The sequence below is a fragment of the Pseudomonas silensiensis genome (assembly GCF_050434865.1).
GTDB lineage: Bacteria > Pseudomonadota > Gammaproteobacteria > Pseudomonadales > Pseudomonadaceae > Aquipseudomonas > Aquipseudomonas fluorescens_W.
Window position 1 is genome coordinate 17,423 of record NZ_JBNDJH010000015.1, and the last position, 13,856, is coordinate 31,278.

At 60.7% G+C, this 13,856-nt stretch carries 15 protein-coding genes; 8 read left to right on the forward strand and 7 right to left on the reverse strand.

Going from position 1 to position 13,856, the window contains the following annotated elements; genetic code table 11:
- Positions 1 to 2: 2 nt before the first annotated feature.
- Entirely contained in the window at positions 3 to 1,361 is a 1,359-nt protein-coding gene (locus QF010_RS20875) for an XAC2610-related protein (RefSeq protein WP_429533845.1), read from the reverse strand.
- A gap of 181 nt (positions 1,362 to 1,542) precedes the next feature.
- On the opposite strand from QF010_RS20875, the gene QF010_RS20880 reads away from it, so the two are divergent.
- A complete protein-coding gene (locus QF010_RS20880; protein WP_033054588.1) occupies positions 1,543 to 2,046 on the forward strand; it encodes a VOC family protein in 504 nt (167 codons plus the stop codon).
- 35 nt (positions 2,047 to 2,081) lie between these two features.
- A complete protein-coding gene (locus tag QF010_RS20885; RefSeq protein ID WP_429533846.1) occupies positions 2,082 to 2,915 on the forward strand; it encodes an AraC family ligand binding domain-containing protein in 834 nt (277 codons plus the stop codon).
- Between the two features lie 33 nt (positions 2,916 to 2,948).
- On the opposite strand, the gene QF010_RS20890 is transcribed toward QF010_RS20885, so the two are convergent.
- Positions 2,949 to 3,536 (reverse strand): LysE family translocator, encoded by a 588-nt coding sequence (locus QF010_RS20890; RefSeq protein ID WP_429533847.1) that lies wholly within the window; start codon positions 3,534 to 3,536, stop codon positions 2,949 to 2,951.
- 170 nt (positions 3,537 to 3,706) lie between these two features.
- Here QF010_RS20890 and QF010_RS20895 point away from each other — a divergent pair, with 170 nt between their 5' ends.
- The 4 genes from QF010_RS20895 to QF010_RS20910 all read left to right on the forward strand — a co-directional run bounded on the left by QF010_RS20895 (position 3,707) and on the right by QF010_RS20910 (position 7,013).
- Complete coding sequence (locus tag QF010_RS20895) at positions 3,707 to 4,327, forward strand: LysE family translocator (RefSeq protein WP_033054585.1); 621 nt, start codon at positions 3,707 to 3,709, stop codon at positions 4,325 to 4,327.
- A 72-nt stretch (positions 4,328 to 4,399) separates the two neighbouring features.
- The gene (locus QF010_RS20900) at positions 4,400 to 5,482 is read left to right on the forward strand and encodes a bifunctional transcriptional activator/DNA repair enzyme AdaA (RefSeq protein ID WP_429533848.1); all 1,083 of its coding nucleotides are present in this window, start codon (positions 4,400 to 4,402) and stop codon (positions 5,480 to 5,482) included.
- Between the two features lie 42 nt (positions 5,483 to 5,524).
- Entirely contained in the window at positions 5,525 to 6,337 is an 813-nt protein-coding gene (locus QF010_RS20905; protein ID WP_429533849.1) for an isocitrate lyase/PEP mutase family protein, read from the forward strand.
- A gap of 4 nt (positions 6,338 to 6,341) precedes the next feature.
- Positions 6,342 to 7,013: a DNA-3-methyladenine glycosylase family protein gene (locus QF010_RS20910; protein ID WP_033054583.1), complete on the forward strand. Its 672-nt coding sequence runs from the start codon at positions 6,342 to 6,344 to the stop codon at positions 7,011 to 7,013.
- Between the two features lie 146 nt (positions 7,014 to 7,159).
- On the opposite strand, the gene QF010_RS20915 is transcribed toward QF010_RS20910, so the two are convergent.
- The 3 genes from QF010_RS20915 to QF010_RS20925 all read right to left on the reverse strand — a co-directional run bounded on the left by QF010_RS20915 (position 7,160) and on the right by QF010_RS20925 (position 10,369).
- Positions 7,160 to 8,257: an extracellular solute-binding protein gene (locus tag QF010_RS20915; RefSeq protein WP_429533850.1), complete on the reverse strand. Its 1,098-nt coding sequence runs from the start codon at positions 8,255 to 8,257 to the stop codon at positions 7,160 to 7,162.
- Between the two features lie 2 nt (positions 8,258 to 8,259).
- The gene (gene aguA, locus QF010_RS20920; protein WP_429533851.1) at positions 8,260 to 9,384 is read right to left on the reverse strand and encodes an agmatine deiminase; all 1,125 of its coding nucleotides are present in this window, start codon (positions 9,382 to 9,384) and stop codon (positions 8,260 to 8,262) included.
- 100 nt (positions 9,385 to 9,484) lie between these two features.
- Positions 9,485 to 10,369 carry a LysR substrate-binding domain-containing protein gene (locus QF010_RS20925; protein WP_429510154.1) on the reverse strand — a complete coding sequence of 295 codons (885 nt, stop codon included), beginning with the start codon at positions 10,367 to 10,369 and terminating at the stop codon, positions 9,485 to 9,487.
- Between the two features lie 275 nt (positions 10,370 to 10,644).
- On the opposite strand from QF010_RS20925, the gene QF010_RS20930 reads away from it, so the two are divergent.
- Together QF010_RS20930 and QF010_RS20935 are read left to right on the forward strand one after the other, a co-directional pair.
- Positions 10,645 to 11,049, forward strand: coding sequence for a PaaI family thioesterase (locus QF010_RS20930; RefSeq protein ID WP_033054578.1), 405 nt, complete (start codon positions 10,645 to 10,647; stop codon positions 11,047 to 11,049).
- 46 nt (positions 11,050 to 11,095) lie between these two features.
- On the forward strand, positions 11,096 to 11,584 hold the full coding sequence (locus QF010_RS20935; protein WP_429510155.1) for a GFA family protein: 489 nt from the start codon (positions 11,096 to 11,098) through the stop codon (positions 11,582 to 11,584).
- A gap of 123 nt (positions 11,585 to 11,707) precedes the next feature.
- On the opposite strand, the gene QF010_RS20940 is transcribed toward QF010_RS20935, so the two are convergent.
- Together QF010_RS20940 and QF010_RS20945 are read right to left on the reverse strand one after the other, a co-directional pair.
- A complete protein-coding gene (locus tag QF010_RS20940; RefSeq protein WP_429533852.1) occupies positions 11,708 to 12,994 on the reverse strand; it encodes an ATP-binding protein in 1,287 nt (428 codons plus the stop codon).
- Positions 12,995 to 13,702, reverse strand: a complete 708-nt coding sequence (locus QF010_RS20945; RefSeq protein ID WP_429533919.1) for a response regulator — start codon at positions 13,700 to 13,702, stop codon at positions 12,995 to 12,997. It lies immediately after the preceding gene.
- Between the last annotated feature and the right edge of the window lie 154 nt (positions 13,703 to 13,856).

Genomic DNA, 13,856 nt, shown 5'->3' on the forward strand with positions numbered 1-13,856 from the left:
CATCAGGGTTGTTTCACGTAAGCCGCGCTGTACTTCTGATACTCACCAAAACCGGTCACTTCAGCGGCGCCATTGAGCAACTGCAGGCGAAACAGCGGATCGCCCTTCGGGTCCTTTGCGATGACGAGGTTGCCGGCGAGCAATGGGTACTGATGATGGACCTCAACGGGTGGATCCTTGAGCTGAAAAATGCTCAGGTTGATGTCCGCCATCTCGGGGCCGTTGTCGATCCCCGGCAATACTTTGAGGGTCAACTCGCCGACACGCCGATCCTGGACATTGTTCACGAGGTAGCGCCCTTCTCGCTGACTGTCTGCTACCCGCTCAAGCTTTTGCGCGGCGACCTTGAACGCGGTCGGCCGCACATCGATGCTTAATTGACGAGAGCCGTTGATCCACGTGCCGGTCTGGCGGCCCTGCTCGTTCGGCGTGCCTTCGACAAACCAGTTGCCGATCATCTGACCATCGTCGTCCAGTTCACGCAGAACAATACCGCCATCCTCGTAGGTATTGCCCACCAGCCGGATCGGTTTACCGCTGCCGGTCTTGCTGTAGCGAACTTCGCCAACATAGACACCACCCTGAAGTTGCCACCACAGCTCAACGGGGATCTTGTTATCCAGGGTGCCGCGCAACATGACGGGCGCTTCACCGAAGGGCCCCTCGAGGCGACGATGCTCCGTCCACTGGCCAGACCTCAATTCACGATCGGTAACGTCCACATAGCCAGAAGGCATGAACGGGTTGGCTTGCGACGGCTTTTGCACCACCTCTATTTTCTCGGCCACCTTCACAGGAAGGTTGTCCTGGATTTTCCAGGTTGCGCTCTGGCGCCAACAGCAACCGCTTTTGGACTGGGTGTGCAGGCTTTTGGTGACCGGGTCGATCTCGAACATGCCCAGATTTGCGTCACGGGTCAGCGCGGAAAAAGGCTTGCTCAACACGAGCGTCGGGCGCTCGGGATCGAACAGGTAGATGTCGTAGGAAGGACCGCCATAGCCCGCGTCATTGCCATTGCGTACGGCAAGATCTTGTTGCCCGTCGAAATTGAAATCGCGGAACAACAGCAGACTCTGATCGGCATACGCCAGGTTGCGGTCGAATTCCGAAGCTTTGTGGCCAGGCTTGAACAGGGCGAACGCTTCGGCTGACTGGATGCGCTGCAGCACCTGCCCGCCGGCCCTTTTGCGCAACGTAATCAGCGCGGGAGCGCCGTCGAAAGTCTGGCTGGGCGGCTGGGCAAACAGCACGTCAATCACGTATTTCTTCGCGGGGTCCGTGAGGTGATACGTGTGCGGTTCGGCGCTCACCGCAGCGGCGGCCAGCAGACAGGAGACAGCCAACAAACGAGGAATAACCATAATGCAGTGCGTCCTTGCGGCAAACCAGGTCCGCAGTCTAGCGGTTATCGGGTCATGCCGACATTGTTGATTCCGTCGCCAAAGGAAACTCTTTCAACTTGTCGATCTACGGTACGGCCAGACGACCCGAGGCTGACTACGCTGAAAGTCCAGCCTGAGTAATCCGTAGAGGAGCGACGCCATGCACCGTGTTCAAAAACTCACGCCCTGCCTGTGGTTCGACGATCACGCCGAGGAGGCCGCGAAGTTCTACTGTGCAATCTTCGATCATTCGAAAATCACCGCCACTACCTACTACGGCAAGGCCGGTCAGGAGATCCACGGTAGGCCCGAAGGTTCGGTGATGACGGTCAGTTTCGAGCTGGACGGGCAGAGTTTTACCGGCCTCAACGGTGGCCCCGTTTTTACGTTCAATGAAGCGGTTTCATTTCAGGTCAACTGCGATACTCAGGAAGAAGTCGACCACTTCTGGGGGCGCCTGTCCGCGGGCGGACCCGCCGAGGCCCAGCAATGCGGCTGGCTCAAGGACAAATTCGGCGTGTCCTGGCAGATCGTACCGGTGGCCCTGATGGACATGATGAAAGACCCTGACACGGCGAAATCACAACGCGCCATGACGGCAATGTTGCAGATGAAAAAACTCGATATCGCTGCACTGCAACGAGCCTTTGACGGTGAGAGCTAATACACTTCGACGCTGACCTGCCGAGGACGCTGACCATGAAGCCCGCCGTTGCCAAAGACGCTGACAAAGCCCCGCGCTTCTGGCGCGACGACGCCCTGCCCTCCATCGAAGCCCGTTCCATCGCCGACGGCCGCGAGGTCTGCTACACCCGGCATTCCCACGAGCACTTCTCCATCGGTGCGATCACGGCCGGGCGCAGTACCTACCTCCACGAGCAATCGGAATTCCAGGTCAGTGCCGGCACCGTGGTGCTGATGAATCCCGGTGATGTCCACGCCTGCAATCCCATCGATGACCAACCGTGGTCGTACCTGATGCTGTACGTCGAGACACCCTGGCTGACCGATTTGCAGCACCAGCTCGGTTTCAGCCAGGACCTGGCGTTTCGCCGGTTTTCCATCACCCACACTCACGACAGCGAGCTGTTTGCCGGTCTGAAGGGTTTGTACGACGTGCTGGTCGATGCGCAACAAGACGTGTTGCGCAAGCAAAGTGCGGCCGTGGAGTTTTTCACCGACGTGCAGCAGCGGCTCAATCCGATCGATCAACCGCTGCGCGAGCCCAATTTCAAACTGGAACGGGCGGCCGATTACATCCGCGACAACTGCACGCACCTGCTCAAGCTCGAAGACATTTGCGAGGCGGCCCAGCTATCGCCGTCCTACTTGATCCGTGCGTTCAAGCAGCATTACGGCATGACGCCCCACGCCTTTCTGGTCAACCGGCGCATCCAGTTCGCCCGCGATCAGCTGCGCAGCGGCAAGCTGATCGCCGATGTGGCGCTCGAAGCCGGGTTTGCTGATCAGGCGCATTTTCAGCGAGCGTTCAAACAACATCTGGCGGCGACACCGGGGCAGTACCGCGGCTGACTCCAACGCCACAGGGATCCGCTTTGATTGTGCTTAAGGTATCAACAGGTACATTGCGCTCGCCGCCAGCAGCAACGCCATGCTCCGGTTGAACAGGCGCATGCCCGCCGGGTTGCTCAGATAGCCACGTAGAAACGTCCCGGCATAAGCCCAGCAACCGACGGACAGGTAGCAAATCACCAGATACACCGCCGCAAACTGCCAGACCAGCCGCGCCTCGCCATCCGCCACAAACGCGCCCATGCCCGCCACACAGGCCAGCCAGGCTTTCGGGTTGAGCCACTGCATGACCGCGCCGTACAACATCGACGGCGCCCGGCCTGACTCCTTCGCATCCAGATGCCCATTGTCGGCGGCCAACTTGAAGGCCATGTACAACAGGAACGCCACACCTGCCCATTGCACCACCTGCGTCAGCGCTGGCCATCGCTGCAACACCTCATGCAGCCCTAATCCCATCAACACCAACAACAGGACGAAACCCAACGTTGCCCCGGCGACATGCCGTTGACTGGCGCGAAAACCAAACTGCGCGCCGGAACTCAACGCCACGATGTTCACCGGCCCTGGGGTTATCGAGGCCACCAAGGCAAACGCCGCCATCGAGATAATCAGACTCATCACAGACCTTCTTCAATTCAGTTGAACGAGGCCTCAAGGTAAAGAGCGACCGGATGGCTGTATTGAACAAAACACCCCTCAGCTGTACCGCGCCCGACGTCCACCACTGTATGGGTCAAGCCACCCCACGCCTGTGATAAAAATACCGTTCCTGCGTTTGGAGCCCCGTCATGGACCTCGCCACCCTCACCCTGTTTCTGCCGGCCTGCTTCGCCCTGAACATGGCGCCCGGGCCGAACAACTTGTTGTCGGTCAGCAACTCGACCCGCTATGGCTATCGCATCGCCTGTGTCGCCGGCATCGGCCGGCTGCTCGCGTTCGCCGGCATGATCGCTCTTGCGTCGGCGGGGCTGGCGGTGGTGCTGCAAACGTCGGAATTGTTGTTCTACGGGATCAAGATTCTGGGGGCGGCGTATCTGCTCTACCTCGCCTGGCAATTGTGGCGCGCCGATCCCGGGGCGGAAAACGTGGTGGCGGGCGCGCCGGTGGGAATGTTGGCGTTGGCGCGGCAGGAGTTCCTGGTGGCGGCCGGCAATCCGAAGGCGATCCTGATCTTCACCGCGTTCCTGCCCCAGTTCGTCGACTCGACCCAAGCCGTATCGCCGCAATTCGCCGTGTTGGGCGCGTTGTTCCTTGTCCTGGAATGGATCGCCATCGGCGCCTACGCCTACATGGGCCTGCACATGCGCCGCTGGTTCGCCGAACCCCGGGGCAAGCGGCTATTCAATCGTTGCTGCGCGGGATTGTTGTCGGCGGCGGCTTCGGTGTTGCTGATGGCGCGGCGGGCCTGATCGGCGGGATCGCTGGAATTCTCTGTCGATTTTCCGGTGGAGGCGCTGGGCAACGCGTCTTATGCTCACCTCATGAACCTACAAAACGCTTTGCTTCCGCCCCACGCCGAGATGGTTCGCGCCATGCTCGAACGAGACACCGCCTACGAGGGGGTGTTCTTTACCGCGGTCAAAACCACCGGCATCTTCTGTCGCCCCAGTTGCACGGCGCGCAAGCCTAAACCGGAGAACGTCGAGTTCTTCGCCCATGCCGATGAGTGCATGTCCGCGGGCTATCGCGCCTGTCTGCGCTGCAAACCGCTGGACGCGGCGGCCATTGCCCCGGACTGGGTGCAGCGGCTGCTCAAATCCGTAGACGCCGGCCCCGACCAGCGCTGGACCGATGCGCAGCTGCTGGCCGAGGGCATCGAGCCGCTGAAACTGCGCCGCTGGTTCAAGCAGCATTTCGGCATGACCTTTCACGCCTGGCTGCGCACCCGACGCCTGGGCATGGCGTTGGGCGGGATCAAACAGGGCGATTCCATCGACAACGCCGCATTCGATTCGGGCTACGAGTCCCTGAGCGGGTTTCGCGATGCGTTTCAAAAGTCTTTCAACATCACGCCGGGCCGCGCCGCCAATAGCGAGCCGCTGCTGTTCACTCGCCTGACCACACCGCTGGGGCCGATGATCGCCATGGCTGAACGCCGTGGCCTGGTGCTGCTGGAGTTTCTTGATCGGCCAGCGCTGACCAAGGAAGTCGAAGAATTGCAGAATCGATACGGCTATGCGGTCGCGCCAGGGCATAACGCGCATTTGCAGCAGATTGAGGCCGAGCTGACGCAGTATTTCGCCGGCAAACTCACTGACTTCAACGTTCCACTACACTTGCCTGGCAGCGATTTCGCCCGACAGGTCTGGGCTGAACTGGCAAAAATCCCGTACGGCCAGACCAGCACCTACGGCGCCATCGCCGCGCTATTGGGCAAGCCCGGCGCCAGTCGCGCCGTGGGCCTGGCCAACGGGCATAACCGTCTCTCGATTGTCGTGCCCTGTCACCGGGTGATCGGCGCCGACGGTTCGCTGACCGGCTATGGTGGAGGACAACCGCGCAAGGCGTTCTTGCTCAGGCTGGAAAAAGCGGCGGTGCAGATCACGCAACAACTCGCATTCTGATCATTTGCAGGTTTCCCAAAAAGTCATAAGGAAGGGCATTCGATGGACACGCTCGGCAATCAATTTCACCAGTTGCACCAGGATGGCCTGCTGATTCTCACCAACGTCGGCGATGCCGCCGGGGCGCGAATCGTGGAGCAACTGGGCAGCAAAGCCGTGGCCACCAGCAGCGCCGCGGTGGCCTGGGCTCACGGTTATCCGGATGGCAATGCCCTGCCCCTTGAGCGCCTGATTTCAACGGTCGAGTCCATCGCCCGAGTGATCTCGGTGCCGTTGACCGTGGACATTGAGGCCGGCTACTCCGATGACCTGACGCGGGTGGCCGACCTCATCGATGCGGTGATTGCCGCCGGGGCCGTCGGGATCAATATCGAGGACGGTGCCTCCCCGCCCGAGCTGCTGGTGCGCAAGATCGAAATCGCTCGGCAGGTTGCCAGTCGGCGAAATGTGAAGCTGTTCATCAACGCCCGCACCGATGTGTACCTCAAGAGCCTGGTGCCCGCCGAAGACCGCGTGGCCGAAACGCTCAAGCGCGCCGCGCTGTATCAGGCGGCTGGTGCCGATGGTTTGTTTGCCGCCGGGGTCACCGCCGAATACGAGATCGCTGCGCTCTGCCAGGGCACCCCTCTGCCGTTGAACGTGCTCGGGCTCCCAGGCTTGCCATCGCCTGAAGAGCTGAAAGCGCTCGGCGTACGCCGTTTGAGCGCGGGTTCACGCATCGCCGAGTTTCTTTATGGCGCCATGAGCGCACTGGCCAAGAGCTTTCTGGAAACAGGGACACTCGACAGCCGTGAGCTGAAAGCCTTCACCTATGGCGAAGTGAACGCTCTGTTGGCGCCGTCCGGTAAAGCTTGACCCCATGCCCGACGCCTATCTGCCCGCCACCGAGTTTCTATCGTCCATCGATGAGGACTGGCGCCGCCACATCGCCGCCATCGGCCCTTGCCTGCATCAGCCCCATGCGGCTCGCGATCCTTATGAGTCGCTGGTGCGGGCAATTGCCTACCAGCAACTGCATGCAAAAGCCGGGGATGCGATTGTCGGTCGGTTGCTGGCGTTGTTTGGGACGGGCGCGTTCCCGAGGCCTGAACAGATTGTCGCGACCGAGTTCGACCAACTGCGCAGTTGCGGGTTTTCCGCCAGCAAGATCGCGACCATTCAGGGCATTGCCCAAGCGGCGCTGGACGGTGTGGTGCCTGATTACGCTGAGGCAGTGGCGATGGATGATGAAGCGTTGATCGAACGCCTGATCACCCTGCGTGGGGTTGGGCGCTGGACGGTTGAGATGTTGCTGATCTACAGCCTGGAACGGCCGGATATCTTGCCGGCCGATGACTTTGGCGTGCGTGAGGGGTATCGGCGGATGAAGGGGTTGGAGGTGCAGCCCAATCGCAAGCAAATGATTGAGATCGGGCTGGGGTGGAGTCCGTATCGGACGGTGGCGGCGTGGTATTTGTGGCGGGTGCCGAAACCACCCCTCACCCCAACCCTCCCGAAACGTCGGACCGCCCCAGAGGGTAGAGGGGGCTGACCGAGGTGTTCTACGTGATCCGTCGACCTGTGAAATCGAGTCGATTATGGATTCAATACAATACTTTCAGGTCGCAGTAATTCGTCAGGTCTTTACGGTCAGCCCCCTCTACCCCCTGGGGAGAGGGTTGGGGTGAGGGGGCGATTTCAAAGCCCCGACTTCAACCGACTGAACGCCCGAATCAAAGCCCGGTTAAACGCCTTGCCATTGTCATTCTTGCTATACAACGAAGCCCTCACCTCAGCCGACGGGTACGTCCCTGGATCATTGCGAATCGCCGGATCAATCAAGCCGTCCGCCGCCGTAATCGCATTGGCGTAGTGGATGGTATCCGTGATCGGCGCAATCACCTCCGGCGTCATCAGATAATCCATCAACGCCAGTCCCGCCTGAGGATGAGGCGCATCCTTGGGAATGACCATCGCGTCGAACCAGATCAACGTGCCCTCCTTCGGTATCCGATAACTCAGCTTGAACGGCTTGTTCGCCGCCTCGGCCTGTCCGGCGGCGATGGCCACGTTGCCGTTCCACGACATGGCGACGCAGGTGTTGCCATTGGCCAGGTCGCTGATGTTCAGGTCATTGTCGAAGTAGCGGATGTAGGGCCGGATCTTCGCCAGTTGCTGCTCGGCCCGCTTCAGGTCATCGAGGTCCTGACGGTTGATGTCCAGGCCCATGTACTTCATGACCGCGGCGAAAACCTCGTTGGGATCGTTGAGCAAACTCACCCCGCAATCGGCAAATTTCGACACTACGGCCGGGTCGAACAGCATGGCCCAACTGTCACGTGGTGCGTCGGGCAGACGCTGCTTGATCGCCTGTTCCTGATAGCCGACGCCAGTGGTGCCCCAGGCGTAGATCCCGGCGTACCGATTGCCCGGATCGAACACCGCCATGTGCTGGCGGAACTCGTCACCCACGCCGGCAAAATGCGGCAGCTGTTGCGGGTTCAGGGTTTGAATCGCACCGCTCTGGATCGCCCGGGACAAATGCTGGCCAGCGGTCAGCACCAGGTCATAGCCGCTGCGGCCGGTGAGCAGTTTGGTCTCTACGGTTTCCAGGGAGTCGAAGTGGTCGGCCACCACGTGGATGCCGGTTTTCTTCTCGAAATTGGTCAGGGTGTCCGGGGCCAGGTACTCGCCCCAGATGTACAGATTGACCACCGGTTTAGCGGTGTCGGCGGCCTGCACACACAGGGGTGCGAGCACCAGCAGTAATGCTTGAGTCAGTTTGTGCAGGCCCATTTTCAAACTCCCTTTTTGTTGCAGGCATTGCCTGCGTACTGCGGCATGGTGATGCAGGCGACATTGCCGCCGCCAAGGAGGATTTCCCGAGAGTTTTCGATACCGACGATTGTGTGTTGCGGGAACAGTTCGGCGAGGGTCGCCTGTGCGGCCTGATCGTTGCGATCGCCAAACAGCGGCACCACGATTGAGGTGTTACCGGCGTAATAGTTGATGTACGACGCACAGATTTTCGTCCCGGCCTGACGGGTGTGCGTGCTGTCTTGCTGATCCAGGCCTTCGGCTTCCTCGGCGGTCCATTCCAGCGCATCCGGTTGCGGCAGTTTGTGCACTTTCAGCTCGCGGCCACGGCTGTCGCGGGTGCTGCGCAGGATGTCGTAGGCCTCCTGGTAGATTTCCCATTGCGGGTCATCACGATTGTCGGTCCATTGCAGCACCACTTCACCGGGGCGCACGAAGCAGGCGAGATCGTCGACATGGCCGTCGGTTTCGTCGAATTTGCAGCCACGTGGCAACCAGATGATTTGCTCGGCGCCGAGGTAATCGGTCAGTCGGCGGGTGACTTCTTCCTTGCCCAAATGCTGGTTGCGATTGCGGTTGAGCAGGCATTGTTCGGTGGTGAGAATGCTGCCCTGGCCGTCGCTCTGGATGCCACCCAGTTCAGCAATCAGCGGCGCGCGGTAGCGGTCGAACCGTTCGATTTCGAGGATTTTGCTGGCGATCTGGTCGTCCTTGTCCCACGGGTAATAGAGGCCGCCGTCGAGGCCGCCGTAAGCGTTGAACTCGAAGTCCACGCCACGCACCTCACCGCTGTCGTCATTGACCACAAAGCAGGGGCCACTGTCGCGGAACCAGGTGTCGTTGCAGGTCATTTCCACGACCCGCACTTGAGGCGGCAATTGGCGGCGAGCGGTGGCGAACTGCGCGGCGGAGGCGCACACGGTGACCGGTTCGCTCCGGGAGATGGCGGTGACGATCTGCACCCAGACTTTCTGCGCAGGCTTGGCGCCGTTGCGCCAGACATCGGTGCGCTCCGGCCAGCCGAGCCAGCAACCGGACTTGGTTTCGAACTCGCCGGGCAAACGGAAACCATCAAGTTTGGGGGTGGAGTCGAGCAAACGTGCCATGGTCAAACCTCATCAGCGGGGATTGGAATGACCACAGGCTACGGTCGCTGGCGCCCTCCCCACCAACGATGAATATTTCGGAATACTTGAATTCAACTCATCAATCGATCAGCTGATCGTTGAACCATTCCAGCATCTGCGCCACGGCCGGGCGCTCCAGCCGCACTCGCTCACACACCAGCGCATATTGGCCGAGTGCCGTCATGCTTGAAGTGAACGGCCGGACCAGACGACCGCTGAGCAAATCCTCCTGCGCGGTCAAGTTATCGCCCATGGCCACACCCTGGCCTTGAGCCGCCGCTTCCAGCGCCAAACCGGCGTGAGCGAAATACAGCTGCCGTTCGGGGCGCTGATCGCCGGCATGGCTGGTGAGCCAGGCGGTCCAGGTCTTGCCGTCCTGATCGTCGTGCAGCAGACAGTGGCGCGCCAGATCCTTCGGGGTTTTCAAGGTGCCCTGGTTGAACAGTCCGGGGCTGCACACCGGGAAGAACTGCAACGCCGGCAAGGGCCGGACGAAGTAGGCGCTGCTGTCCACTGGGCCGGTGCCGTACGTGATTGCCAGGTCGATGTCTTCGCCCGGCGCCGTGGCGTCGATCGGTTGTTCGTAGAGGTGCAAGGTGATGTGCGGATAGCGCGCGTAAAAATCCGTCAGGCGACTCATCAACCATTTTTGCGCCAGCTCGGCAGTCACCGCCAGGCGCAACACCGCCAGCGATGACGGGTCACGCAACTCATCGCAGGCATCGCCGATCAGTTCGAAAGCCTGCTGCAAGCTTTGCATCAGGCGCCCGGCAGCCATCGTCGGGCGAATCTGCCGGCCTTCACGGATGAACAGCGTCACGCCCAATTGCTCCTCGAGCTGGCGAATCTGATGGCTGACCGCGCTGTCGGTGACGCACAACTCCGACGCCGCCCGGCCGAAATGGGCGTGACGGGCGGCGCATTCGAAGGTTCTGAGTGCTGCTAAAGAAGGCAGTCGTCGCATGATCAAGGTCCCGATTTCGAGGCGCCATGCTGACCCGGCGGACAGTGGGCGTCCAGTGGGACCGCGTTATCGTTCATCGCGAGCAAGCTCGGCTCCCACAGGGATTGTTGTCGTATACAAAACCTGTATTCACAGAAGAACCCTGTGGGAGCGAGCTTGCTCGCGATGGCGGCGGCACATTCACCACAAATCCAACGGCCCATCACCTTCCCTTATCCACCATGACTTCCCCCCAAACCCGGCGCATGTTGGTGCCTCAATCGGAGGGATTCGCCATGCTCAACGCACTCAAACAGATCAACTCAACCTCAGCCTTTAACCGCTGGGCCGGTTTTGAAGTCACTCGCGCCGAGAGCGGCGAAGCCGAGCTCACGATGGCTTTTCGCGAGAGCGATATGGCGCAGTACGCAGGTTTTCTGCACGCCGGACTGATCGGCGCACTGCTCGACACAGCCTGCGGATTCGCAGCCGGAACGGTCGCCGGCAACGTATTGGCTTCACATTTTTCAGTGAACTGCCTGGCACCTGCCATCGGCGAAGTGTTCATCGCTCGGGGTCAGGTGGTGAAGGCTGGCAAGAAGCAGGTTTTCGCACGCGCCGAGTTGTTCGCGCAAACCGGCGATCAACTGAAACTGGTGGCGACCGGCGATGCGATTCTCGTACCGGTCGAGGGTCGCTGAAGGTCTAGGCTGTCTTGGGTAAGTTCCAGACCTGTCGGAGGTTCCCATGCAGCTCGAAGGCTCCTGCCATTGCGGCGCAGTGTCGTTCAATTTGGACAGCGCCCACCCCTACCCCTATCAGCGCTGCTATTGCTCAATCTGCCGCAAGACCCAGGGCGGTGGCGGTTATGCGATCAATCTGGGCGGCGATGCCGGCAGCCTGAAGGTGCGCGGTCGCAAGCACATCGCGATTTATCACGCACGACTCAAGGGCGAAGGCGATAAACGCGCCCACAGCAGCACCGCCGAGCGGCATTTCTGTTCTCTGTGTGGTTCAGGCTTGTGGCTGTTCAGCCCGGAATGGCCGGAGCTGATTCACCCGTTTGCCTCTGCCATCGACACCCCGCTGCCGGTGCCACCGGAGCACACGCACTTGATGCTCGGTTCCAAGGCGCCGTGGGTGGAAGTCGAGGCGCATCCTGGGGATCAGCAGTTCGACGTCTATCCCGAAGAATCCATCGCCGAGTGGCATGAGCGCCTGGGTTTGAGCCGCTAAGCCGGTTCACAGTCTTTGACAGTTTCCGACACTGAAAAGGGTCTGGACTGGGAGTTTGACGAGGACGAGGTGTACTCGTTTTAGGATCGTTCCCACGCAGAGCGCGAGAACGATCATGTGCGGTCAGTCGAGGTGCGCCCAGGTCATGCGAAACGACGCCCCGCCCCACGGCGAGTCCGCCACTTCCACTTGCCCGCCATGGGATTGTGAGACTCGCCTGACCAATGCCAGACCGAGGCCGAAGCCGCCAGTGCGGCGGTCGCGGCTGGCGTCCAGGCGCGAGAACGGTTCGAAGATTTTCTTCCGCCCGTCCATCGGCACACCGGGCCCGTCGTCGTTGACCCGCACTTCGTAGTGATCACCGGTGCGCACCAACGACACTTCCACCCGCTCATCGGCATAACGGATGGCATTGCGCAGCAGGTTGATCACCGCACGGGCCATGAAACGTGGCTCGATGCGGACCTCATCGACCTGACACTCGACAATCAGCAATTGCACGCCGGCGGCTTCAGCTTCCAGCGCGACGCTGCCGACCACGCTGTCGAGCCAACTGCTGGCCTGAATGTTTTCCCGAGTGATCACTGTGGCGCCGCGCTCGAGGCTGGCATAGGTGAGCAGTTCGGACACCATCTCTTCCAGCTCGCCGAGGTCGGCGTACATGTCGGCAATCAGTTCACGGTTCTGGGTCGGATCGGGTTGCTGCTTGAGCTGATCGAGCTCGAACGACAGCCGGGCAATCGGCGTGCGCAATTCATGGGACACAGCGTTGGTCAGCTCGCGCTGATTGGCGATCAGGCCTTCGATGCGCGCCGCCATCAGGTTGAAGTGTTCGGACAGGTCGCGAATGTTCGAGCGCTTGGACAGCTGGATCCGTGAAGACAGGTCGTTATCACCAAAACGCTCTGCCGCCAGGCGCAGTTTCTCCAGATCGCGCCAATGCGGGCGGACCCAGAACAACAACACGAACCCGATCATCACGGCGATCATCAGATAGGCCGCGGCAATGTAGAACGGCATCAAACTGGGCTCAGCCGGTAGCTTGATGCTGAGCAACTGCGAACCGTCGTCAATGCGCGAGATAAATTGCGTGTACTTGTCGCGAATCACCAGCAGCCCCCGGGCCAGCTCGGCTTTCTCCAGATCGGTCAGAGACAGTTGACCGCTCTGGACCAAGGTCAGACCCAAGCCATAGTGGGGGCGCACCGCCGCCAGTTGTTGCTCCCTATCCGAAGCGTCAAGCTCGCGCAACTGCTCGGCCAGCGACCAGGCCTGGCCACGCACCGCCTCGCGGTTGTAACTCTGCATTTGACCGTCGAGCAGCGCATCGAACGTGCGCTCGACCGTTTGCAGCCCCAGTACCAGGCCAATCGTCATCACCAGAAACAACCCCAGGAATAACCGCAGCATTTACAACTCCCACGCAAACGGATTGAACAGGTAACCCTTGCCCCAGACGGTCTTGATGCACATCGGTTCTCGAGGGTTGTCCTTGAGCTTGCCCCGCAGTTTGCTGATGTAGACGTCAACGCTGCGGTTAAGACCGTCGAACGCGATACCGCGCATGCGGTTGAGGATGTCGTCGCGGGACAGAGTCTTGCCGGCGGCGCTCGCCAGCAACCACAGCAGTTCGAACTCCATGGTGGTGAGTTCGATGCCCTCACCCGCCAGCCGTACTTCCCGGCAGCTGCGGTCGATGCTCAGATGGCCGAATTCCAGAGCGCTGCACACGCCGCTGTCCGGCGTTTGGCGACGTTGCAAGGCACGCAACCGGGCCAGCAGAACCGGCGGTTTGATCGGTTTGATCACGTAGTCATCGGCGCCGGACTCCAGCCCGAGGATGTGATCAAGGTCGTCTTCCTTGGCGGTAAGAATGACGATCGGTGTGTCGGACACGCTGCGGATCTCGCGGCACACGTGCAGGCCGCTCTGGCCCGGCAGCATCAGGTCGAGCACGACGACTTTCGGTTTGAATTCGAGGAACGCGGCCAATGCCAGGTCGCCGCGGTGCACCTGCCGGACCTCGAAGCCATGTTGCGACAGGAAATGCGCGATCAGCCCGGCGAGCTTTTCGTCGTCTTCCACCAGCAGTACTTTGCCAAAACCCAGGTTATCCATAACGACCGTCTGCCAGCCCTTGCGTGAAGTGGCCGGCATTATGGCGCCAATCGGTGACCGGACGGTTATCGCAGGCAGCAAAAACCGGCCTCGGGGGCCGGTTTTCGGAGATGTTTCATTCTTTTAAGAGTTTTTTACACTTTCGGTCGAAAGC

What these genes read in the sequence shown, in the direction of transcription:
- QF010_RS20875 (WP_429533845.1), bottom strand. Translation starts at nt 1,361, where the DNA reads ATGGTTATTCCTCGTTTGTTGGCTGTCTCCTGTCTGCTGGCCGCCGCT.
- QF010_RS20880 (WP_033054588.1), top strand. Translation starts at nt 1,543, where the DNA reads ATGCACCGTGTTCAAAAACTCACGCCCTGCCTGTGGTTCGACGATCAC.
- QF010_RS20885 (WP_429533846.1), top strand. Translation starts at nt 2,082, where the DNA reads ATGAAGCCCGCCGTTGCCAAAGACGCTGACAAAGCCCCGCGCTTCTGG.
- QF010_RS20890 (WP_429533847.1), bottom strand. Translation starts at nt 3,536, where the DNA reads ATGAGTCTGATTATCTCGATGGCGGCGTTTGCCTTGGTGGCCTCGATA.
- QF010_RS20895 (WP_033054585.1), top strand. Translation starts at nt 3,707, where the DNA reads ATGGACCTCGCCACCCTCACCCTGTTTCTGCCGGCCTGCTTCGCCCTG.
- QF010_RS20900 (WP_429533848.1), top strand. Translation starts at nt 4,400, where the DNA reads ATGAACCTACAAAACGCTTTGCTTCCGCCCCACGCCGAGATGGTTCGC.
- QF010_RS20905 (WP_429533849.1), top strand. Translation starts at nt 5,525, where the DNA reads ATGGACACGCTCGGCAATCAATTTCACCAGTTGCACCAGGATGGCCTG.
- QF010_RS20910 (WP_033054583.1), top strand. Translation starts at nt 6,342, where the DNA reads ATGCCCGACGCCTATCTGCCCGCCACCGAGTTTCTATCGTCCATCGAT.
- QF010_RS20915 (WP_429533850.1), bottom strand. Translation starts at nt 8,257, where the DNA reads ATGGGCCTGCACAAACTGACTCAAGCATTACTGCTGGTGCTCGCACCC.
- aguA (WP_429533851.1), bottom strand. Translation starts at nt 9,384, where the DNA reads ATGGCACGTTTGCTCGACTCCACCCCCAAACTTGATGGTTTCCGTTTG.
- QF010_RS20925 (WP_429510154.1), bottom strand. Translation starts at nt 10,369, where the DNA reads ATGCGACGACTGCCTTCTTTAGCAGCACTCAGAACCTTCGAATGCGCC.
- QF010_RS20930 (WP_033054578.1), top strand. Translation starts at nt 10,645, where the DNA reads ATGCTCAACGCACTCAAACAGATCAACTCAACCTCAGCCTTTAACCGC.
- QF010_RS20935 (WP_429510155.1), top strand. Translation starts at nt 11,096, where the DNA reads ATGCAGCTCGAAGGCTCCTGCCATTGCGGCGCAGTGTCGTTCAATTTG.
- QF010_RS20940 (WP_429533852.1), bottom strand. Translation starts at nt 12,994, where the DNA reads ATGCTGCGGTTATTCCTGGGGTTGTTTCTGGTGATGACGATTGGCCTG.
- QF010_RS20945 (WP_429533919.1), bottom strand. Translation starts at nt 13,702, where the DNA reads ATGGATAACCTGGGTTTTGGCAAAGTACTGCTGGTGGAAGACGACGAA.